Genomic DNA, 22,192 nt, shown 5'->3' with positions numbered 1-22,192 from the left:
ACAAGATGAGGGGAGTATCATAGGGATTAACCGAGTAATTTAGTCAAGTATAGCGTAGATTATGATCACAATTTCAGAGACAGCTCAGTCACATTTTGCCAAGCTATTAGCCGATCAAGCCGATGGCACTAACATTCGTGTATTCGTCGTCAACCCAGGTACTGCTCAAGCTGAGTGCGGTGTATCTTACTGCCCTGCCGATGCTGTGGAAGACAGCGATATTCGCCTTCCTTTTAATGGCTTTGATGCCGTCGTCGACGCCGAAAGTGCCCCTTTCCTGGAAGAGGCTGAAATTGACTTTGTCACCGACAAAATGGGCAGCCAGCTGACCCTAAAAGCGCCAAATGCGAAAGCCAAAAAGCTCAGCTCAAATGCCTCTTTGGAAGAGCAAGTTGAGCACATGCTGGTGACTGAAGTGAATCCGCAACTGGCCAACCACGGTGGTCAGGTCAGCCTGGTAGAAATCACGGCTGAAGGCGTTGCAGTATTACAATTCGGCGGTGGCTGTAACGGCTGCTCTATGATTGATGTCACACTGAAAGAGGGCATCGAGAAAGAAATGATCGCAAAATTCGATGCAATCACCGGTGTACGTGATATTACTGAACATTCACGAGGCGATCACTCATACTATTAATTGCGTATGCGCCGTATTATCTATCGCTTAGGGTCTCACCCTAAGCGAAGCCTGCGATTTTTCCTCTGCGGACTGGCCTTGTTTGCTCTCAGTGTGGTGCTCATTGCACTGGGCTATGTCTATCAAGCCTGGCTTCAGCTGCCCGGCCTGATCATTCTTGCTATTGCACTAGGTGTCGCAGGATATGGTTACCTGGGCATTTTCGCTAACCGTTTTTCTCAGGTGCTGTCAGCACGTGACTCAGCCAAAGCGACGGCCAAAAAAGCCTTTGAGGATTTAAAATAGGCCATACACCGCTCGCTGCACCGGGACAACGCCCCATTCTATTCCTTATTCCAGCAGCTGTTGCCTGATACTCAGCTGTCGATACTTAATGACCAGCGTCAGCCCTCTTAAACCCATAAAGCAACTCATGGCAAACCATAACCCATGGTTCCCCCACTGCTGCGCCAGCCAAAAAGGCACAAAGAACCCTAACAGAGCAGACAACAACATACTGTTGCGCATCTCCCTGGCCCGAGTCAGGCCAACGAATACCCCATCAAACAAAAAGCAGCTTGTTGCAATCAAAGGCAGGACCACCAGCCAGGGTAAATACACCAGTGCGGTGTCTATTACAGCCGGAATATCGGTTAGCAACCCTATTACTGCCTGGCCAAATAAAACAAATACCCCACTATAAATAAGCGCAAAACACCCAGCCCAAAAACAACTTATTTGCACCCACCGCCTGAGCATCGACACATCACGCGCCCCTTTGGCCTGCCCAACTTTTGCTTCCACCGCATAAGCAATGCCGTCCATTGCAAAACTCACCAGCATCAGGAAGTTCAATAGCACCGCATTGGCTGCCAAAATGTCCTCACCCAGCCTCGCACCATAAAACGTCATAAAGCTAAAACACAGCTGCAGCATGAGTGAGCGAATAAAGATATCGCGATTAAGGTGCAATAATCGCTGTATTTCTTCTTTGTGGGGTACTTTAAGCTGCCACTGCCAACCTGCGCGATTTAGTACGCCACGCAGCAGATAGCAAGACAACAGCAGTGCTGAATAATCGGCGATCACCGATGCCCAGGCCGCGCCTGCAACAGCGAAATCCAGCACCACCACAAACAAAACATCAAGCACTATGTTGACACAGTTAGTAAACAGCACGACATAAAAAGGCCCACGTCCGTATTGCATCCCCAGCATAAATCCGAGCATCACCAGATTCAGCATGGCCGCCGGTGCGCTAAAGATACGAATAGAAAAATAGACACTCGCTTGTTCAAATACCTCGGGCGTAGCCCCGGACAATACAGCTATCAGCTCTAACAACCAGGGCGTGCACACTATCAGTAACAGAGCAAACAACACCGCAAAACTCATGCTGGCCGACAGCGATTGTAACGCCCGAACACTGTCTTGCTGACCATTTGCCTGGGCGATTTCACCGGTGGTGCTCATGCGCAGGAAACTGGCGAGCCAGAACAACAAGGCAATACTCCCGGATCCCAAGGCTATCCCGGCAAGATAATAAGCTTCGCTCAAGTGGCCTATGACCGCCGTATCAACTAATCCTAACAGGGGCACCGAGATATTTGATAAAATCATCGGAGCAGCAATAGCAAGCAATTGAATATGGTGAGAAGTATGCGCGCGATTAAGTGGTTTCATGTTTTAGTTCTTATACTCGTTTTGTTCAACACCCGGGCAGGCCTGGCCGCGGTTATTCTACAGTATCATCATGTCAGTGAAAAACTGCCGGCCGTGACTAGTGTCAGCGAAGCCACCTTTCTTGCGCACCTGAACTTCCTCAAAACAGAGCAATTCAAAGTCATTGCATTAGATAAGCTCATTGAGCAACTGCAAGCTGGCAAAGCTCTGCCACCAAAAACCGTCGCAATCACCTTTGACGATGGCTATCTGAATAACATGGAAGCCGCAGCGCCACTACTTGAGCAGTTTGGTTATCCTTATACTATTTTTGTAAACCCAAAACTCATTGATGAAAAGAAAGGGTACGTGATGAGCTGGGAACAACTACGCCAGCTGGCAAAACGCGGCGCAATCATTGCGAACCACAGTGCTCAGCACGACTATTTGCATCACAAGCAAGCCGGAGAAACGCAGGATCAGTGGCACAACCGGATCCGTCAGGACTTAGTTTGGTCACAAGCTCGTATCAAAGCAGAGACAGGCCATGACTTTCCTTATATCGCTTACCCCTACGGCGAATTTGATCGTCCGCTACAGAAGTTAGTCGCTGAACTCGGCTTAGTAGGTATTGGTCAGCATTCCGGCGCCGTGGGGCCCGATTCAGACTTCACGCGCCTGCCCCGCTTTCCCGCGTCCGGCATCTATGCCAACCTGAAGACGTTGAAAACCAAACTTCACTCATTGCCCTTTTCACTGGCACAAGCCCAATATCAGGACTCGGTAACGGATGACCCGACCCCATCGATTACTCTGACCTTCAAAGAAATGGATTTTTATCAGAATCAATTTGCCTGCTTTGTATCAGGCGTAGGCAGAGCAGAGCTCACCTGGGAGGGAGAGAAAACCGTGACAATTACAACACCTAAGGACTTACCTACAGGGCGTTCTCGATACAACTGCACAGCTCCATCAAAACAATTCAGTGGTCAATTTTACTGGTACTCTCAGCCCTGGGTGATTACGCGCGCTTAACCGCATTAAGTAACTCCATCGTCACTTTAGACAGGGGCACAACCCTCTCGGCCGATGCCATCTCAACGGCGGCCCGGGGCATACCCCAAACCACCGAAGTGGCCTCATCCTGAGCCAGTGTTTTTGCGCCAGCTTCTCTGAGGCGCAGCAAGGCTGCTGCCCCATCACTGCCCATACCAGTCAGTAGCCCGGCGCTGATTTGTTTAGCCCAGGGCAGCAAGGAATCAAACAGCACATCTACCGAAGGGCGGTGTCGGTTAACTTTCTCGCTCTGACTCAGGTGACATTGCAGTCGTCCGCCTTTTTGCACCACTTTAAGGTGCATGTCTCCTGGTGCGATAAACACATGCCCTGGCACAAGCACGTCACCCTCTTCTGCTTCTTTGACATGCACATCACAACAACGGTCCATACGCAGTGCAAATGAAGTACTGAATACTGGTGGAATATGCTGCGCAATTACCACCGGTGGGCAGTGTTTAGGCAAACGAACCAAGACCTCACGCAGCGCTTCTGTGCCACCGGTAGACGCGCCCAGAGCCAGCACCGCGCTATTTTTAAATTGGGCATTCTGTGAAACTGGGGCCTGCTTTTTGCCTTTTTCAGCGCGAAAAGCGTAAAGATTGGCCTGACGGGCAATACGGATTTTCTGATGCAGGGTCTCAGCATAGGCATTTAATTGAGCGGCGACATTCGTGGTTGGCTTGGCAATGAAGTCAATTGCCCCCAGCTCAAGCGCTTCTAACGTTGCGGGAGAGCCTTGCTGCGTTAAGGTAGATAACATAACCACAGACATAGGGCGCAAGCGCATCAGATTTTTTAGAAAACTCAGTCCATTCATCTTTGGCATTTCAATATCCAGCGTCAGCACATCTGGATTGAGCTTTTTAATCATCTCGCGCGCTTCATAGGGGTCCTCTGCTGCCCCAACGACCCGAATATCAGGAGCCAACTCCAACACCTCAGTCAGAATTGCTCTGAGTGAAGGGGAATCATCAACTATCAATACCTTAATCATGCAATCTCTCTAAAACAGCTCAATGTCTGTTTGTTTACCTTGCTCTTCAATATCATGAAGATACTTAACCTCACGTTTTTCAATGGTGTCGTTGTGCATCTGACGCAGTTTTTTCACCTGCGCTTTACCTGTTTGTGGATGAAACACCACTTTGCGCGGCCAGGGTCCACCCACATCATGGGACACCAGGGTAAGCTGCTCTTCCTCAACATATGCCTCAGCAAATCGGATATTACCAACACCGATGTCGGTCATCGAACTGATGATTTTCCCACCACCAAACAGCTTTATCTTCAGGTGCTCCCGCCGGGCGCCATTTTTTATCACTTCATTAATCAGGTATTCCATTGCCCAGTTGCCATAGCGGCAATTGAGGTCATCGGCATGAATCGCTGAAGCACCCTTCACACCCGGCAGCATAAAGTGGTTCATCCCTCCTACCCCCTGCTGTTCATCATAAATACAGGCCGCAATGCAAGAGCCCAACACCGTAGAGATTAGCTCGTCACTTTTTGACACATAAAACTCTCCTGGGAGCACTTTAGCTACCACAGCACCACGACCTGAATCCCAAAACCGCTTTACGTGTTCAAAGCCATGCAGTACGGGCTGAAACTGATTCATATCTGCGCTACCTTTTGGTACATAGTTTTCCCCAGGTTTTTAAAGCCCAAATGCTCTTTACCCATTGTCTCTGAATGACCAATAAACAGATAACCTTGCTCTGCCAATAGCTGGTGATAATTATCAAACAATCTATCTTTGGTTTCTTTATCAAAATAAATCAGTACATTACGACAAAAAATAACATCAAAAGGACCTTTCATAGGCCAGGGTTCAAGCAAATTAAGGCGTTTAAAAAACACCCTGGACCGTAATACATCTTTTGCTTTGTACTGGGTGCCATCCGAACTACACATAAACCATTTTTTCAGGTGCTCACTGTCGAGACCTGTGACCGAGGCACTGTTATAAACACCCTCTTGGCCTTTGTGCAATACGTTTGAGTCCAAATCAGTAGCTAATACTTTCACGTCCCAGTCTGCTGGAAAGGCATTCGCGATGGTCATCGCAATACTGTACGCCTCCTCACCAGTGGAGCAGCCAGCAGACCAAATTCGTATGCGTTTATCTGTTCTATGTTTGATCTTCAGTTCTGGGATCACTTGTTGATGTAAAAAGTCAAAATGATGTGATTCGCGAAAAAATGACGTGAGATTAGTCGTAATCGCATTAATAAAATGGCTAAACTCGGTATTTGGCTCTTCATTTAACAGAGCCAGATATTCGGAAAAAGACGTGAGGCCGTTAGCCCTCACTCTGCGGGCAAGCCGTGAGTAAACCATATCGCGTTTATGGGGTCCAAGCACGATGCCGCAAGTCTCATATACACGCTGAGAAATACTGCTGAAATCCTCATCCGTCATCAAAAACTCTTTCATATCCCTCCTCACCTATGCGCTGCGACCCCGACTACGTGTTATCTGCGCCGTCTTATGCATTCATTATGTGGTAATCCCGGTGAGTCAGGTGTGTCACTAAGGCTGAGCCGACACCAAAGATGGCGTACAGCTCAACCAGGGTACAAACAAACCAGAACTGTTAAAACTCTTCCCACTCCTCAGAGTCGTCCGCAAAGCGATTAGCTGCTGTCTCCAGGGGCTGTCGCGTACTGCGACTTTCCGGCGCCGATAAACCAATCGCGGACGTGCGAGCCTGGCCATTCGTGACAGTTGGTTTTTCTGCAATGGCCTCTCGGCTGGCCGGCGCCTCTGCGACCTTAAAGAAGTTCAGCATATTACGCATGTCATTGGCCTGCTCGGCCATTGACTCACCTGCTGCGGATGCTTGTTCTACCAACGCCGCATTTTGCTGCGTCATTTCGTCCATCTGTGTGACAGCTTTATTCACCTGCTCAATCCCAGAGCTCTGCTCTACCGATGCATCTGCAATATCTGAAATCATATTGGTAACACGCCGCACCGCCGCCACAATTTCTTTGAGCGTTTCACCAGACTCATTAACTAATAAAGTACCATCCTCAACTTTACTCACACTGTCACGGATCAAATCTTTGATTTCTTTTGCCGCTCCGGCCGAACGCTGCGCCAAATTACGTACTTCGCCCGCGACTACGGCAAAACCACGCCCCTGCTCTCCTGCACGTGCAGCTTCTACCGCTGCGTTCAATGCCAGCAAGTTAGTTTGAAAGGCGATTTCATCAATCACGCTAATGATATCCGCTATCTTCTTACTGGCATCGTTGATAGCTGACATGCTTTCTACTGCGCGATTTACCACTTCCCCGCCTCGGGTTGCTTTCTCACTGGTATCTTCAGCCAGTTCATTGGCAACCTTGGCATTGTCTGCATTCTGTCGCACAGTGCTGGTCATTTGCTCCATGCTCGAAGCTGTTTCTTCCAGTGAGGACGCCTGTTCTTCCGTACGCTGACTCAGATCGGCATTACCTTGCGATATTTCCTCAGCACCACTGGCGACCAAAGACGCAGAGGTACTGATCCGCTCCAACACATTAGTCAGTTTATCTGCGGTGCTGTTCGCATCCTGCTTTAGCTTATCAAACGCGCCTTGATAGTCGGCCTCAATACGTTGCGTCAGATCTCCCCGGGCAAGTGCATCAAGCATATTTCCGGTATCTGCCACGGCGTTATCTACACTCTCCAGCAGGCCATTTAACCCCTGAGTCAAACGCAAGTAAAAGCCCTGCTTATCACCTTCTTCCAATCGCACAGACAAGTTACCAGAGCGAGCTGACTCGACGACCGTATTCACTTCCTGCTCAATTGCAACCTCACCCGTTCTGTCTTCCCATTCAACCACAGTACCAGCTCGTTCGCCCGTATCAGTCACAATTGGATTAGCAACCAGACCAAAAGTGCGCCCACCCACTTTTATTTCGGTCTTGTAAGGTTGAGACAAGGTTTCCAGTAAGCGTCTTTGATGAGCCGGGTTACGGTGGAATACATCTATGTTCTGACCAATCAGTTGACTGCTATCAAAGTTTGGTAAATCTTTACGAATATCTGACTCAGCGTTTCTCATCATCTCGAGTACCGCCTGATTCATATACACAATGATGTTGTCTGAGTCCGCAATCATCGTATTGGTTTGCACGTTATCCAGAGCGCGACGCACGCGGAGGTTTTCACCCGCAGTCTGTTTAGCTTGATGCTCAGCAGCCAAACGCTCTGTTTTATCTTCCCACTCAACGACAGTACCAATCCGGTTCCCGGTCTGATCAAACACAGGTGTTGCGATCAGGCCAAAATTAAAACCAGCTACCACAATATCCGTGTTATACACATTCGACAGTGTGTTCAGCAAACCCCTCTGATGTTGAGGGTTTTCGTGGAATACATCAATATTGGTACCAATCAGGGTATCAACATCAAAGTTTGGCAGTGCGGTGCGCAGCTGTGCCTGATTACGTCTGAGCATAACCGATACAGACTCATTCACATACACAATGTTCAAGTTTTCATCTGCCAACATGACATTCGCCTGGCACACATCCAGCGCGCGAGAAATACGTGCATTTTTCTCCGCCAAGTTCCTGTGCTTTTCTTCTGCGGCAAGCCACTCTGTTTGATCTTTCCATTCCACCAAGGTGGCGATGCGATGCCCTTCATCAAATACCGGCGTCGCTATCAAATCAAAAGTCAGCCCGGCAACAGTGATTCTGGTTTGATATGTTTCGCGCAAATTGGCCAGAATATTACGCTGATGGCTTGGGTTCTTGTGAAAGGAGTCAATGTTTGTGCCTATCAGGCCAGCAACACTAAAGCCTGGCAAATCAAGCTGTAATTGCTGCTCATTGGCCCTCAACATTGATTTAACCGAGTCGTTCAGATACACGATGTTCAGATCAGTGTCTGCCACCATGATATTTGCCTGACAGCCTTTCAAAGCCAGCATCAGACTTTGCGTCAGGTCCGTTTGATCATCCTCATCATGCGCAGCTTTTAGCGCTTGAAACAGCTCAGGAAAATCCGTCAGGTCCAGGCTTTGTAATTGTTCCTGATCTGCCACAGTCACATGTGGCAACACACGATATACACACCCCAGTTGGGCACTCACCGCAGACAAGGCCATTTTAAGGTAACCTAGCGCGACAACCACCCCAAATAAAGGCAGCGCCACCGCCACCAGCTGCATGTTTTCAGCGCCCGATGCTCCAAGCTGAATGCCCAGTACGATGCTGATAACCAGTATCACACCCGCAATTATGATTTTATTGTTTAAACTACTTTGGATACTCTGACTACTCATCTCAGCCCCCGTTGCTCTTAGCACAACTCTTGTCGTGTAAATCGAGCACCTTCTTCAAATTTAATAACACCACCATTTTTTCCCCAACATTAACCAATCCATGAACAAATTGGGCATTGTCTGAGTCCTGAAAGTCAGGGACATCCTTCGCCTTTTCCTCAGAAATACTGTACACATCGGACACCGCATCCACCACAATGCCCATCAACTTGGTTTGCTCTTTCAGTGTCACTGATACCACTATCACCACAGTGAGAGGGCCATAGCCGATGTGAGTAATGCCAAATCGCTGTCTCAGGTCAATGATTGGTACAATCGTGCCGCGCAGGTTCATCGCCCCTTTCACAAATGGTGGGGAATTAGGAATCACCGTTACGGGCTCCCAGCCACGAATTTCCTGGACCGCCAATATATCAATCCCATACTCTTCTTCATCCATCATAAAAGTCAGAAACTGTTTTTCGTCTGTCTCGGTATCCAGTACCAACTGCTGATTTAAGTTCATATGCTCTGTCATGCGGGGATACCCTCATCCGCTTTTAGGTCCACGAGCAACTCAGAGGACCCTGGCCGCCTCAAGCCGCTCAGTTTTATTAACCCGCTGATGTCGATGATCAAAGACACAGTACCATCGCCTAAAATAGTGGCACCTGATATGCCATCAACACGTTGATAATTGGCTTCCAAGCTTTTGATCACGACCTGCTGTTGCGCCAGCAGGTCATCTACCAAAATGCCGACTTTGTAATTGTCGTTTTCAACCACCACCAGCAAGGTCTTGTCCAGTTCTTCTCGTGCGCCTTTATGATTAAAAATGTCATACAATCGCAGGATCGGAATATACTCATCACGCAAACGGAGAACCTGCAAACCTTTACCCACATTACTGACTTTAGCAATATCAATTTGCAGCGATTCAACGATAGAGATCAGAGGAATAATATAAGTATGATCAGCGACCTGAACCAGCTGACCATCCAAAATCGCCAGTGTCAGTGGCAAGCGAATCGTAAAAGTCGATCCCACTCCCGCTTCCGAACTGACCTCGACAGAGCCATTTAATGCCTGAATATTCTTACGCACGACATCCATCCCGACACCGCGACCAGATATTTCACTGACATTGTCAGCAGTTGAAAACCCCGGCATAAAAATCAGTTCATTAATCTCATCAACGGTAAGCTCATCCTGCTCCTGAATCAGCCCATTCTGAATGGCTTTGTTGCGAATTTTCTCTGTATCCAGCCCTTTTCCATCATCCATAATCTCGATGACGATATTCCCCCCCTGGTGAAACGCATTTAGAGTAACAGTACCAACGGGGTCCTTGCCCTGGGCGATGCGTTCCTCGGGTGTCTCCAGGCCATGATCCAGGGAGTTGCGCACTAAATGCACCATAGGATCAGACAGCTTTTCCATGACGGTTTTATCAAGCTCGGTTTGCTCCCCAATCAACTTGAGCTCAACTTGTTTATTGAGTTTTTGAGAGATATCCCGTACCAGCCTGGGAAATCGGCTAAAAACAAAACTGATGGGCAACATGCGGATACGCATCACGTTTTCCTGCAAATCACGCGTGTTATGTGCCAGCTGTGCCAAACCTTCCTGGAGTGCGGCAATGCTAGATTCAGTAATTTCCTGCTCGCCAATCTGGCTCAACATAGCCTGTGTAATGACCAGCTCACCTACCATGTTTATTAGCGAATCCACTTTATCTATACCAACCCGGATGGAGGTTGTACTAGGATCTGTATTTTTTCGAGCATCTTTGGCGGGCACAGTCTCTTTCTTATTTTCCTGAACCGTTTTAGAAGACGCAGGGGTCTGTACCGGTACCTCAGCTTCCGCCGGAACACTCTGCGGGGTGTCAGATGACTCGACTTGCTCAACTGGCTCCTCAAACAAGCCTCCACATTGCACTATGGTGATTTCCGCGTCATCTTCGACCCACTCGAAAATCTCTCTGATAGCACTTTCACCACGCGTTGTGGTCAGGAAAAACCGCCAATAAAGGTAGCAATCTTCGGCACTGAGCTGCTTTAATTTGGGCACTTCATCGTGCAATGCCTGGGTTTCAAGCTCCCCAAGCTCTGACAGCTCCGCAATCATATAGAGCGGCTCATTACCGGTTTTGAATAAATACGGCAGTGGCTTAAAATCGATCTGAAAAGTGATGGGGAGGTCGGCTTGCTCTTCAGGTTCGCTGATCGCCTGCTCCGGGGCATCGGTGCTGTTTTCGCCATTTAAAATCGCTTCGAAGCGTTGTTTTAATTCATTAGCTTCTTGTCGCTCTGGTTCTTCTTGGGCTTGCAGTGCCGTTAGCATAGCCCGCAAGCAATCGACTGCTTTGAGCAACAAATTGACATGCTCAGCAACGAGCTGCCGTTGACCATTGCGGATCTGGTCGAGCAAGGTTTCTAACACATGAGTGAAATCAGAAACCGCCGTAAAACCAAAAGTGCCACTGCCTCCTTTAATCGAATGTGCAGCCCGGAAAATCGTATTTATGGTTTCCTGATCTTCTTTGCCTGGCTCGAGGTTAAGCAGCTCAGACTCCATCGCATCGAGCCCTTCAAAGCTTTCTTCAAAAAAAACATCGAAAAACTGACTTAAATCGATACTCATGGCAGCACCTCGCGGGGATTAACGGATGACTTTTTTCAGCACAGCCAGTAATTGTTCCGGGTTAAATGGTTTAACAATCCAGCCCGTTGCGCCTGCAGCTTTACCTTCACTTTTCTTATCCAGACCAGATTCTGTTGTGAGCATCAAAAGCGGTGTAAATTTATAATCAGGTAAACTTCTCAGCTCTCGAATCAAGGTAATGCCATCCATAACAGGCATATTCACGTCCGAGATCACGGCATCAAACCCTTGCTGCTTAGCCAGATTGAGTGCTTCACTGCCATCCTTTGCCTCTACAACATCAAAACCCGCTTTTTTTAGTGTAAAGCCAACCATTTGACGCATCGAAGCAGAATCATCCACAGCTAAAATCTTTTTCATAATGACCTCTTAATTCGTACTACTGATAGATAAAAGTTCGGTTAACCCTAATTTTTCAACAGATGAAGATAATGCTGCACTTTCACCCACCCAGGAAATATGTTGCCCAATATCCAGTAAATACTTTTGCAACGCGCACAACAATTGGATCGATGCGGTATCGGCACGCTGGATTTCACTAATGTCTAATGAAATAGCATGGCCAGCATCAAGCTCGAGCAGCAACTGTTGATGTAATTCTTCAACCTGGTTTATGACCAGCTCCGGGGGAAGTTTAATCATGTGCCTTGCACATTCCTTGCAAATCTTATTGATATGAATAGATTAGACCGTGACTGTGAAATTACCACATTTATAACAGAAAAGAAGTAATTGATTATTAGATTCAGTGACTTTAGAAATCGGCGAACTCACCAGCAAAGCGACTAACTAACGCTAAAGCTTGGCTGAACGTTATCAGAGGGGAAGTAGGCATCTTATACTGACTATTACCTGTTCATTCAGCTGCAATACCTTACTTACTTTAAAGTTCAGGAATTGACCCAATGTGATGTTTCTAATTAGAATACAAAACAGATTTCAGCTATTGAAAAAACTATTGAGGGACCACTTGAAAAAGCTTATTTTTGCATTAGGCGCTTTCTTACTATTTCTAAATAGTAATGCTAGCAGTGCTACAAATGACAGCCGTTATGCTGACCATTATAACAACCTGGTCGAGAGAGTTTACATTAATGACTCGGGCCAAATTAGAATCAAAGTAAGTGGAATTGGACATTTTGTAATTTTAGGCCAAGCAGGCGAGCCTAAAGCAGATGCCAGATTTTCAATGGCGTTAGCAGCCAAGCTGTCGCAAACAAATGTCTGGGTTCGCTACACAATCACTACCAACGAAATTTTGATATTGTCCATCCAGGACCCACAATAATAGAGTTACAAGGACAGGCTGTGAGCTGGCTGACGATTGCCATTTTATATGGCCTTTTCCCACCTTAAGCCTGCCTATGACTTCAGTAATTTCATTGCCCTGGCATAAATCCGAACCTATCCCGACCTCACCACCTACTCGCTCTTGGGCACGATCACCTTAAAGTCCGCTATCAATTGGGCTTCATTGATAACAGGTACCTCCCCGACCTTAAACTCCGGTTTAAATATGGCTTCCAATTGTGCCTGTGGGTTAACCAATGCAATCGAAGCACTATGATCAACATAATACTCGGGTTGATCACTGTTGTTGATCGCGTAGATCAAGCCTATGTCGCGTACAAAAGGAAACAATACTTTATGAGGCGCAGACGCTGCGACAAAATCCGGGTTGAAGTAATCAATATATTGTTTTCGCTTTGCTTGTGTGTCCCGCTGCGGGTCTACCGCTACAAACCACACGTTGACAGCCTGGTGGGACTCTAACTGCGCGGCAATATTAGTGAGTTTTGCCAAGGTCATTGGGCATATATCGGGGCAATGAGTGTACCCCAAAAACAACAAACTCCATTGCCCTTTTAACTGCTCAGTCGTAACTTGCGCCCCATCTTGGTCTTCCAAAGCAAAAGCCTTGAGCGTACGAGGTTGTTCATAATGTACAGCGAACTCAGACACTTGGGGAGCAGGCTGACATCCAGTAAGTAGCACGAATATTATAAAAAGAGGAAAAATGAGTTTCATACCAATGCTCTGTCGACAAAAAGAGAGACAAAGAGTAACAATAAATACCAGATAGAAAAACGAAAAACCCCCATCGCTTGTTGCACTGTATGATTCATATACAGTCGCACAATCAGGTAAATAAATAGTCCATTAAGAATGCTTGCAGCAACCAGATATGCATGCCCAACCATACCTATCAAATAGGGCAGTACGCATGTTACTGCCAATAACAAGGTATACACGACCATACACAATTTGGTGAACTTGATCCCGTGTGTGACAGGCAGCATCGGGATCCCAGCCCTGGCATAGTCCGCTTCTCGGGCTATCGCCAAAGCCCAGAAATGCGGCGGCGTCCAGGCGAAAATAATCATAACGAGCAGCCAGGGCTCCGCTGCCAAAGCGCCCGTTTCACTGACCCACCCAAGCAGAGGAGGTAAAGCGCCTGCCAATCCGCCAATAACAATATTTTGTGGTGTCATGTGCTTAAGGAACATAGTGTAAACAACGGCATAGCCAAGCAAAGCTAGTAGCGTCAAAACCGTACACAACCAATTACTGAACAACAATAGGCCAAGGGTTCCGGCAACAGCCAGGCTAACGGCAAAAATGAGTGCTTTTGACACAGAGAGTTGCTGCATAGCCAGGGGACGATGGCGTGTCCGCGCCATTTTTCGATCCCGATTACGGTCAACAACATGATTAATTGCCGCAGCCGAGGCAGAAATTAGCCCGATTGACACTAAGCTCATCAGTTGATGACCTATGCTTCGCCCTACATCCGGGGCCAGCGCAACACCCACCCAGGCAGTAAGCACCAACATCATGACCACCTTAGCTTTGGTGATCGCCAAATAAGGCTTAATGCCCGCGTAAAAATCAGGGATTACAGATCCGAGTTGCTGCACACTAATGGCCATAACTTACCCCCTAGATTGATAAAACAGCAGATAGCACACCCGCACCATGCTCAGTAATAGCAGCGCAGCCATGACATTGTGAAACAGCGTCAGCAATAATGGGAACTGCCAGTGCACTATCGCGCCGCCTAATAACACCTGGCAAAGCACTAGCATTGCCGGAAGCAAAATGACGGGTCGTACACGTGCGTCAGGAATTCGCACATACAAACGCCAGCACAGTATCAATATGGCGAACAGTGTCACCATAGCCCAAAGCCGATGAACCAAATGAATAGACAGGCGGGTTTCAAACGGTAAAACACCAAATTCATAGCTGGCAGAAGACTGAGGTAACTGAAATAAACTGCTCAGTGAGAACAACTCCCCATTCTCACACAATGGCAATCCACGACAGTGTGGTGCAGCGTAATTCGCGGCAAGCCACCCACCTAATGCAATTTGTACAATCAAGACCATGAGCACAACCAGCGTCATCACTTTTAGGCCTGCAACATGAGGAATGGCGACAGTAGCCGACTGACTGGCTTTGAGCCAAAGCAAAGTTAATAAACTCAATATGGTGAACCCACCCAACAGATGGCCCATCACTATCAGTGGTTGTAAGTTCATCGTCACGGTCCACATGCCCAGCAGCGCCTGAAACACGATTAGCACAGCCAGTAATGCAGACAGCCCTTTGATACTTGTGCCGCAGTTAGGTTGGCGCAATGCCATAAAGAAAATTGCTGCAACAACCAAACCTAAGCTGCCGGCAAAATATCTGTGGATCATCTCGATCCAGGCTTTCTCTTGGTGTACTTCGCTGCCGGGAAATTGCTGTTGCGCTGACACCAACTCATGCGCTTCATTCGGCACCGTCAAAAACCCATAGCACCCTGGCCAGTCCGGGCACCCCAAACCTGCATTGCTTAGTCTGGTATAAGCACCCAAGGACACAACCAGCGCTGCTAGCAGTGCCGACATGAGCACCAATTTTCTAAAACTTTGTGTCATGACTTACCTCCTGAACTACTTCGCTCATAAGACAGCAGCTTTTTTAAATCCTTCAACAACCCTTTGAGCAATACTCGGTTTGCGGTTTGGTCTCGCTGTGGTAAATACTCAAGCACCACCAAGCCATGTTTATCGACCAAATAGAATGCCCCCGGTGATAAAGACGGTACCTCAGGTAACACGCTGGCCTTGTCACTTTGCCCTTGACCCAATAAGAGCAAACCGACTTGCTGACGGTGCTTACCCAATGCCACGGTAAGCTGTTCCATTAAGGCCAGCTGACCCAGACATAACTCAGTACAACTGTCAGGCTGATTTAACGCAATGAACCATGACTTGTGCTGCTGTTCAGGCACATTCAGTACAACCTCCTGCGTTAAAAAGCTCCCCTTGTTAGTTGTACTGTCTGGTTGCCACCCAGACCAAAGTACGCCCCACGCGACAATCAAAGGTAAAATGCAACACGCTAAAAATAATCCAGGCACCTTATACATCATTTTTCCTTTTGTAAGCTAAGTAGGGGACGACCATTGCTGCCACAGCTAGCAAAAACCATTGCAATGCATAAGCCCGGTGCTTATCAGGCCCCATCACAACGGCTTCATAGTGAGGCTGAATATCGTTTATGATTGGGTCTGACGCATAAGCTAAGGACACGGCAACAGGACGTTGTGTTTGTGCCAAAAAATAGGCATGGTCAAGATATTGGATCAGCTCAGGCTGCGCCGCGTTCAAGTCTGGTTGGGTAGCTAACGTGAAGCCAGCCCACTTGCCTATTTTGAATTCCACATTCACGGTTTGTAACGAGCTGGGAAGCGCTACCTGGGGTAACACAGTCCGGCTGTGTGTCGCGGGAATAAAGCCAAGGTTCACAACCAACCATTCTTCGCTATAGACAGGACGAAACAGGCTAATCACATCATAACCAGGCGTCCCGTTGACTATCTGATTATCGAGTAACCAATAGCGCGAATCATCAAAATGACCATGTAGCCGAAACTGCTGCCCTTCCAATGCCCGTTGATTTTGCAGATCGGTGCTTGCATTGAAATCGGCGATAACCGGACCACTTTGCCGTTTTTCGAGCAAGTGTGCCTTTAGGGCAGCTCGTTGCCACTGCCAAACAGAAAGGGCCAGGCATGTACATACCACAAGGCTCACTGCCAAAACTGTGCAATATGCGCTAACCTTTGATCTACTTATACTTATCTGCGTCATATGCCATGCTACTCAAATTCATTATTATTGTTTTGCTTTTCAGCATCATCTACAACTTGTTTCGAGCTTTGTTCATTATGCTCAAAGGCACTCACTCTGGTGAGTCAATGTCCCGATTTCTGAGTAAAAGAGTATTTTTTTCAGCGAGTGTGTTATTACTTATTCTCATTGCAAAAGGGTTGGGCTGGCTCCAATTCAATCCAGCCCCGGGCTTATAACACATAAACAAATACAAACAGGCACAACCAAACCACATCGACAAAATGCCAATACCAGGCACCAGCCTGAAATGCAAAATGGTTATGTTCGCTAAAGTGACCTTTCATTACTCGTAACCAAACAACCGCCAGGATAATCGCGCCAAGCGTCACATGCATACCGTGAAAGCCAGTGAGCATAAAGAATGTATTACCGTAGATACCTGATTCCAGAGTCAACCCTAAATCCTGGTAGGCATAAACATACTCTTCTACCTGCAAGACCAAAAATGCAAAACCCAACAAAATGGTTAATCCCAGGAACACCTTCACTTTGTTTCTCAGCCCTTGCTCCATCGCAGTGTGCGCAAAATGAAGTGTCACTGAAGAAATCAACAAGATAACGGTGTTTATCAAAGGGAGACCTTGCCAACCCATGGCTTGCGTTGTGTCTCCCCCCGGGGTGTTAAGTAACGGCCACACTGCTTCGAAGCTAGGCCACAATAACTCATGCGTCATGGCATTATTACTAGCCCCGCCAAGCCAGGGAACCGCAAACACGCGAGCATAAAGCAAGGCACCAAAAAACGCGGCAAAAAACATCACTTCAGAAAAAATAAACCAAGCCATTCCCTGTCTAAATGAGCGATCCATTTGCTCCGAATAAAGCCCTCCCTGAGACTCCCGAATAACATGTCGAAACCACCCTGCCAACATAAACAGCAGTAAACCGATTCCCGCATACAAAATAAATTGGCCACCGGGACTCTTCATTACCGTTAACCCACCTCCTACGGCTACACCAAACATAGCAACAGCCCCAACTATGGGCCACGGACTTTGCTCTGGTACATAGTATTTTTCATAACCACTAGCCATGACTTAATCCTCGTATTTGTTGATACACCGCGGCTTGTATGCTGCGAACATAATAGTCCCCGTCTGTGCCACGCCTGAGCTCACCGAATCGCTCTGTTTCTGAGTGCAATAGCGTACTTTGAACCGTCGCCGTTCTATCTGTAATGTCATATAGGGTATAGGCGAGTGTCAGCTCAGCGATGTCAACTGGCAGTTCTGTGTCTACATAAAAGCGCAGCGTAAATGACATTTTCTGACGCGCCTGCATACTTTGCTGGTCAAAGCAAAAGCAAGCGAGCTTATGTAAATATTTAGCCGCCATCCCAGGCGAAACAGATGGGATGGCCTGCATAACCCGAGCATCTCCACTCAGGTTTTCAGCCGTAAAGCTCACTTCTGTTAATGTACCGGGTGTCACCGTCACCTGATACGTCGCAGCTTTTACTTTGAACGGTGCCAGCCCTTGTGTGTGGGTTGTGAAACTCACATCGACTTGCCGCGCCAAATCTTGCTTTTCACTAGCCTCAGCTGCAGTCAAATCAACTTTGCCATTCAAACCTGTTATGTCACAAAACACGTCGTACAGTGGTACAAGTGCAAATGCGAATGCAAACATACCAAAGACCAATAACACGAGTTTTTTCAGTAACGGGGTATGCATCACTTCACCTCAGGTGGAGTACTGAAAGTATGATAAGGAGCTGGTGAGGCGACATCCCACTCTAACCCTTCAGCACCATCCCATACTTTAGCAGGCGCTCGCTGACCACCTGCGATGCATTTAAATACCACAGCCACAAATAGTAACTGCGATAAGCCAAATGCAAAGCCACCGATACTGATCAGAGCATTGAAGTCCGCAAACTGCAGCGCGTAATCTGGGATACGTCGTGGCATTCCCGCAAGCCCCACAAAATGCATTGGAAAAAATAGGATATTCACACTAACCAGAGACAACCAAAAATGCCACTTGGCCAATGACTCGCTATACATGTAACCAGTCCACTTAGGTAGCCAATAGTAGGCAGCCGCCATGATAGAGAAGACGGCCCCCGTAACCAAGACGTAGTGAAAATGTGCTACCACAAAATAAGTGTCGTGATATTGGAAATCAGCAGGGGTGATGGCCAACATCAAACCGGAAAAGCCACCGAGTGTAAACAACACAATAAAGGCGATAGCAAACAGCATTGGGACTTCAAAACTGATAGAACCTCGCCACATTGTGGCCACCCAGTTGAACACCTTCACACCCGTCGGCACAGAGATCAGCATGGTCGCATACATAAAGAAAAGCTCACCGGCCAATGGCATACCTGTAGTAAACATATGGTGTGCCCACACGATGAAGGATAACAGTGCGATGGAGGAAGTCGCATATACCATAGAAGCATATCCAAAAAGCTTCTTTCTTGAGAACGTAGGCACTATGGTAGAGATCACGCCAAAAGCCGGCAAAATCATAATGTATACTTCCGGGTGACCAAAAAACCAGAAAATATGCTGGAACATCACAGGGTCACCTCCGCCTGCAGCATCGAAGAAACTTGTGCCAAAATACTTGTCTGTTAAAACCATGGTAACGGCACCCGCTAACACGGGCATCACAGCAATTAATAAAAATGCCGTAATTAGCCAAGTCCAGACAAACAAAGGAAGCTTCATCCATGTCATACCGGGCGCACGCATGTTCACTATCGTCACGATCACATTGATAGCGCCCATAATGGAGCTGACCCCCATGATATGCACTGCGAACACAAATAATGCTGTATTGTCGTTACTATAAGTTGTGGAGAGCGGTGCATAGAAGGTCCAGCCAAAGGCCGGACCACCACCTTCCATAAACAATGAGGCAAGCAATATGAGAAAAGCGAAAGGCAGAATCCAAAAGCTCCAGTTATTCATCCGTGGCAGTGCCATATCAGGCGCACCGATCATCATAGGTACCATCCAGTTTGCCAGGCCTGTAAAGGCAGGCATCACAGCACCAAATACCATAATCAACCCATGCACTGTGGTCATTTGATTAAAAAAGTGTGGGTCAACGAGCTGAAGGCCTGGCTGGAATAATTCTGCCCGAATAACCATTGCCATACCGCCGCCAATCAGGAACATCAACAAAGAAAACAACAAATACAAAGATCCTATGTCTTTATGATTTGTCGTAAAAAGCCAACGCTTGATACCAGTTGCCGGGCCATGATGTTCATGTTCATGCTCTTGTTCATGAGCAGCCTGCTGTGTACTCGAAGTCATTTGGCTTCCTCCTGTTTGCCGTCAAGGTAAGCTTGTATTTGGCTAGGTTGAATAACTTCCCCGGTATCATTCCCCCAGCTATTTCTTTTATAAGTGATAACTCCGGCCACTTCCTTTAATGACAACTGCTTCGCAAAAGCCTGCATCGCAGTGCCAGGGCGTCCGTCCATAATAATTTCAATGTGTGCTTGCAGATCGCCGGTGACCATAGCGCTCCCCTTTAAGGCAGGAAACACGCCTTGCAGACCGAGCCCTGTGGGTTGATGACATGCTGCGCAGTAGGCCATGTAAACACGCTCTCCCGTCGCCATTAACTCATCTTTGCTGAGTGTTTGGTCCAAAAGCGCGGCCTCTTGCTGCGCGGCAAGCTCTCTTTGCGCTTTTTCGTTGGCAAGCCATGCCTGAAATTCCGCCTCGGGCTTGGCTTCGACGACAACTGGCATAAAACCATGATCTTTGCCGCACAGCTCTGCACATTGGCCTCGATAGGTGCCGGGCTCATTGACATTTGTCCAAGCTTCGTTAATGAACCCTGGATTAGCATCTTTTTTTACCGCAAAGTCAGGTACCCACCAGGAATGGATCACATCATCAGAAGTCAGTAAAAACCTCACTTTCTTACCCGTCGGGATCACCAGCGGCTTATCGACCTCCAACAGATAGTTTTCAGTCTTGCTTTCCATATTGTCTATCTGGGCTCTTGGCGTAGACATTAAGGAATAAAAATCGACATCATGACCCAAATATTCGTAATGCCACTTCCACTGCGATCCGGTAACTTTAATCGTCAGATCTGCCTTATCAGTGTCTTCCATTGCGATCAGTGTTTTTGTCGCAGGCACAGCCATAGCAACCAAAATTAAAAATGGGATAGCAGTCCAGAGGATTTCAACTTTAGTGCTTTCATGAAACTGCGCGGGCTCCGCGCCTTTAGAACGCCGATGATGGATCAGTGCCCAAAACATGACCGAAAAGACAATCAGCCCTATTACACAACAGATCCAGAAGATGGTCATGTGTAACTGATAAACCTGATTACTGATGTCAGTTACGCCTGTACGCATGTTGTAGTCGCTTGCGAGCGTGAGCATACTGACACATAAACACATCGCAATCGTGATGAGTTTGGCTATTTTCATTAGACGTCTCCCTCAATTGCTTCGAGCGTGAGAAGCAACGGTTCTTATTATCGGATGACTGTCATTTCACTTGGGTTATCCCATGAGTACTGCACGACCATTTAACAACTAGTCAAAATTTGACCGTTTAGCAAGTTTTTGTCTCGTGTAGATTTTGTTTTTCAGGCGGGGAAATAATTGAAAAATAGCTGTTTGTTAGGAGTCACTTATATACAAGCGCAATTGATATGGTCACTTAAAAGTGTATACAAGAAGTAAAAACAGCCCAGAAAAGGCAAACCAGGCTGCGCACGGGAATTAATTAAATATCACCTCGGATAACACCGACCGCCAGGCCTTCTACCGAAAAGCTCTGTTGTTCTAAATCAACTTCAATGGGCGAGAAGTCCTCGTTTTCAGCATGTAGATAGACTTTCTTCCCTAACTTTTCGAAGCGCTTAACCGTGACGTCTTCTTCTACACGAGCAACGACAACCTGGCCATTATTCACAACCTGAGTGCGGTGCACTGCAAGTAGGTCTCCATCCATAATGCCGATGTTTTTCATACTCATGCCATTAACGCGCAACAAATAATCGGCCGCGGGGTGGAACATTGCCGGGTCTACTGAACAGTGACTCTCAATATGCTCCTGAGCAAGAATGGGCTCTCCGGCAGCAACTCGACCAACTAAGGGTAACCCTAGTTGTTCAGGTTCATTTTCTACTAGCCGAATACCCCTGCTTGCACCTGGTACCATTTCTATAACACCCTTTTTCGCTAACGCTTTTAAGTGCTCTTCTGCAGCATTCGCACTCCGAAACCCAAGCGACTCAGCAATCTCTGCCCGAGTCGGAGGCATGCCGGTATCTTTGATGAAGACTTTTATGAGTTCAAAAACTTGTTCTTGTCGTTTGGTGAGTGGTCGCATATAACTGGTTTTCCATACAGTGCATTTACTGTGAGTATATACAGTTATCATTTTTTCGCAACGGTTATTCTGCGTGAACCTCAAACTCGCATTCTATTACCTACCCTGATAGCTCACTATATCTTGAGGCTCCACGCATAAAGTGACTAACATCTATATGAAACAGTACTTACCGAGCGACGCGACAATCAAGTGCAAAGTGAAATGAGCTATTGTAGAGAACACAGACCTATTCACAGCGCAAAAAAGACCCCTCCACAGGAACGTGTCCCCAAAGGTTGCTAAGTACTGCATGCACCATCCAACCCAGCTTCATGGATGAATAGGCGATGCTATTCTATCTACAGCTTCTTTAAACTACTCCAGACGCAAAAAAGCCCGACTCTTTCGAATCGGGCTTTCTTTTATTTGGAGCTTG

23 protein-coding genes and 1 pseudogene are annotated in these 22,192 nt (G+C 47.3%); 5 read left to right on the top strand and 19 right to left on the bottom strand.

The window, feature by feature from the left end:
* The first annotated feature begins 61 nt into the window (after positions 1–61).
* Both nfuA and MHN31_RS20870 read left to right on the top strand, forming a co-directional pair.
* On the top strand, positions 62–637 hold the full coding sequence (gene nfuA, locus MHN31_RS20875; protein ID WP_010387149.1) for a Fe-S biogenesis protein NfuA: 576 nt from the start codon (positions 62–64) through the stop codon (positions 635–637).
* Between the two features lie 6 nt (positions 638–643).
* The gene (locus MHN31_RS20870; RefSeq protein WP_010387151.1) at positions 644–922 is read left to right on the top strand and encodes a hypothetical protein; all 279 of its coding nucleotides are present in this window, start codon (positions 644–646) and stop codon (positions 920–922) included.
* A gap of 45 nt (positions 923–967) precedes the next feature.
* On the opposite strand, the gene dinF is transcribed toward MHN31_RS20870, so the two are convergent.
* Positions 968–2,299 carry an MATE family efflux transporter DinF gene (gene dinF, locus MHN31_RS20865; RefSeq protein WP_275446874.1) on the bottom strand — a complete coding sequence of 444 codons (1,332 nt, stop codon included), beginning with the start codon at positions 2,297–2,299 and terminating at the stop codon, positions 968–970.
* Between dinF and MHN31_RS20860 the strand changes: the two genes are divergently transcribed.
* Positions 2,276–3,313 (top strand): polysaccharide deacetylase family protein, encoded by a 1,038-nt coding sequence (locus tag MHN31_RS20860; protein WP_239445217.1) that lies wholly within the window; start codon positions 2,276–2,278, stop codon positions 3,311–3,313. The two genes, dinF and MHN31_RS20860, sit on opposite strands and share 24 nt — an antisense overlap.
* Here MHN31_RS20860 and MHN31_RS20855 read toward each other — a convergent pair.
* The 8 genes from MHN31_RS20855 to MHN31_RS20820 form a co-directional block, all read right to left on the bottom strand.
* Complete coding sequence (locus MHN31_RS20855; RefSeq protein WP_239445216.1) at positions 3,300–4,331, bottom strand: chemotaxis response regulator protein-glutamate methylesterase; 1,032 nt, start codon at positions 4,329–4,331, stop codon at positions 3,300–3,302. The genes MHN31_RS20860 and MHN31_RS20855 overlap by 14 nt on opposite strands.
* Positions 4,332–4,340: 9 nt before the next feature.
* Positions 4,341–4,955 (bottom strand): chemoreceptor glutamine deamidase CheD, encoded by a 615-nt coding sequence (gene cheD / locus MHN31_RS20850; RefSeq protein WP_125564582.1) that lies wholly within the window; start codon positions 4,953–4,955, stop codon positions 4,341–4,343.
* Positions 4,952–5,773: a protein-glutamate O-methyltransferase CheR gene (locus tag MHN31_RS20845; protein WP_239445215.1), complete on the bottom strand. Its 822-nt coding sequence runs from the start codon at positions 5,771–5,773 to the stop codon at positions 4,952–4,954. Before MHN31_RS20845 ends, cheD begins: the two co-directional genes overlap by 4 nt.
* 160 nt (positions 5,774–5,933) lie before the next feature.
* On the bottom strand, positions 5,934–8,621 hold the full coding sequence (locus MHN31_RS20840) for a methyl-accepting chemotaxis protein (RefSeq protein ID WP_239445214.1): 2,688 nt from the start codon (positions 8,619–8,621) through the stop codon (positions 5,934–5,936).
* Between the two features lies 1 nt (position 8,622).
* On the bottom strand, positions 8,623–9,138 hold the full coding sequence (locus MHN31_RS20835) for a chemotaxis protein CheW (RefSeq protein ID WP_010387162.1): 516 nt from the start codon (positions 9,136–9,138) through the stop codon (positions 8,623–8,625).
* Complete coding sequence (locus MHN31_RS20830; protein WP_239445213.1) at positions 9,135–11,246, bottom strand: chemotaxis protein CheA; 2,112 nt, start codon at positions 11,244–11,246, stop codon at positions 9,135–9,137. Before MHN31_RS20830 ends, MHN31_RS20835 begins: the two co-directional genes overlap by 4 nt.
* Positions 11,247–11,264: 18 nt before the next feature.
* Positions 11,265–11,627, bottom strand: a complete 363-nt coding sequence (locus MHN31_RS20825) for a response regulator (RefSeq protein ID WP_010387164.1) — start codon at positions 11,625–11,627, stop codon at positions 11,265–11,267.
* 9 nt (positions 11,628–11,636) lie between these two features.
* Entirely contained in the window at positions 11,637–11,909 is a 273-nt protein-coding gene (locus MHN31_RS20820; protein WP_194868742.1) for an STAS domain-containing protein, read from the bottom strand.
* Between the two features lie 328 nt (positions 11,910–12,237).
* Between MHN31_RS20820 and MHN31_RS20815 the strand changes: the two genes are divergently transcribed.
* Positions 12,238–12,555: a hypothetical protein gene (locus tag MHN31_RS20815; RefSeq protein ID WP_125564592.1), complete on the top strand. Its 318-nt coding sequence runs from the start codon at positions 12,238–12,240 to the stop codon at positions 12,553–12,555.
* Positions 12,556–12,689: 134 nt separating this feature from the next.
* Here the strand turns inward: MHN31_RS20815 and MHN31_RS20810 are convergent, their stop codons facing one another.
* The 5 genes from MHN31_RS20810 to MHN31_RS20790 are packed head-to-tail and all read right to left on the bottom strand — an operon-like array spanning position 12,690 to position 16,354.
* Positions 12,690–13,295, bottom strand: coding sequence for an SCO family protein (locus MHN31_RS20810; RefSeq protein WP_239445212.1), 606 nt, complete (start codon positions 13,293–13,295; stop codon positions 12,690–12,692).
* Entirely contained in the window at positions 13,292–14,197 is a 906-nt protein-coding gene (gene cyoE, locus MHN31_RS20805; protein ID WP_125564596.1) for a heme o synthase, read from the bottom strand. The genes MHN31_RS20810 and cyoE overlap by 4 nt, the downstream gene beginning before the upstream one ends.
* 3 nt (positions 14,198–14,200) lie before the next feature.
* The gene (locus MHN31_RS20800; RefSeq protein ID WP_125564598.1) at positions 14,201–15,193 is read right to left on the bottom strand and encodes a COX15/CtaA family protein; all 993 of its coding nucleotides are present in this window, start codon (positions 15,191–15,193) and stop codon (positions 14,201–14,203) included.
* On the bottom strand, positions 15,190–15,687 hold the full coding sequence (locus tag MHN31_RS20795; protein ID WP_125564600.1) for a transmembrane cytochrome oxidase associated protein: 498 nt from the start codon (positions 15,685–15,687) through the stop codon (positions 15,190–15,192). The genes MHN31_RS20800 and MHN31_RS20795 overlap by 4 nt, the downstream gene beginning before the upstream one ends.
* Complete coding sequence (locus MHN31_RS20790; protein ID WP_239445211.1) at positions 15,680–16,354, bottom strand: SURF1 family protein; 675 nt, start codon at positions 16,352–16,354, stop codon at positions 15,680–15,682. Before MHN31_RS20790 ends, MHN31_RS20795 begins: the two co-directional genes overlap by 8 nt.
* Positions 16,355–16,416: 62 nt before the next feature.
* Here MHN31_RS20790 and MHN31_RS20785 point away from each other — a divergent pair, with 62 nt between their 5' ends.
* Positions 16,417–16,629: a DUF2909 domain-containing protein gene (locus MHN31_RS20785; protein WP_239445230.1), complete on the top strand. Its 213-nt coding sequence runs from the start codon at positions 16,417–16,419 to the stop codon at positions 16,627–16,629.
* Here the strand turns inward: MHN31_RS20785 and MHN31_RS20780 are convergent.
* From MHN31_RS20780 to lexA, 5 genes and pseudogenes are all read right to left on the bottom strand, one after another.
* Positions 16,624–17,487, bottom strand: a complete 864-nt coding sequence (locus tag MHN31_RS20780) for a cytochrome c oxidase subunit 3 (protein ID WP_239445210.1) — start codon at positions 17,485–17,487, stop codon at positions 16,624–16,626. The two genes, MHN31_RS20785 and MHN31_RS20780, sit on opposite strands and share 6 nt — an antisense overlap.
* A gap of 127 nt (positions 17,488–17,614) precedes the next feature.
* Positions 17,615–18,130, bottom strand: a pseudogene (locus MHN31_RS20775) (cytochrome c oxidase assembly protein); the annotation flags it as partial.
* Positions 18,127–19,725: a cytochrome c oxidase subunit I gene (ctaD, locus tag MHN31_RS20770; RefSeq protein WP_125564611.1), complete on the bottom strand. Its 1,599-nt coding sequence runs from the start codon at positions 19,723–19,725 to the stop codon at positions 18,127–18,129. The pseudogene MHN31_RS20775 and the gene ctaD, both read right to left, overlap by 4 nt.
* On the bottom strand, positions 19,722–20,834 hold the full coding sequence (coxB, locus tag MHN31_RS20765) for a cytochrome c oxidase subunit II (RefSeq protein ID WP_228553517.1): 1,113 nt from the start codon (positions 20,832–20,834) through the stop codon (positions 19,722–19,724). The genes ctaD and coxB overlap by 4 nt, the downstream gene beginning before the upstream one ends.
* 331 nt (positions 20,835–21,165) lie before the next feature.
* The gene (lexA, locus tag MHN31_RS20760) at positions 21,166–21,774 is read right to left on the bottom strand and encodes a transcriptional repressor LexA (RefSeq protein ID WP_125564615.1); all 609 of its coding nucleotides are present in this window, start codon (positions 21,772–21,774) and stop codon (positions 21,166–21,168) included.
* Positions 21,775–22,192 lie beyond the last annotated feature (418 nt).

The sequence above is a fragment of the Pseudoalteromonas sp. McH1-42 genome (genome assembly GCF_022347845.1).
Lineage (GTDB): Bacteria > Pseudomonadota > Gammaproteobacteria > Enterobacterales > Alteromonadaceae > Pseudoalteromonas > Pseudoalteromonas rubra_D.
Note: the sequence above shows the minus strand (reverse complement) of the source record. Positions and strands in the feature narration are given on the sequence as shown.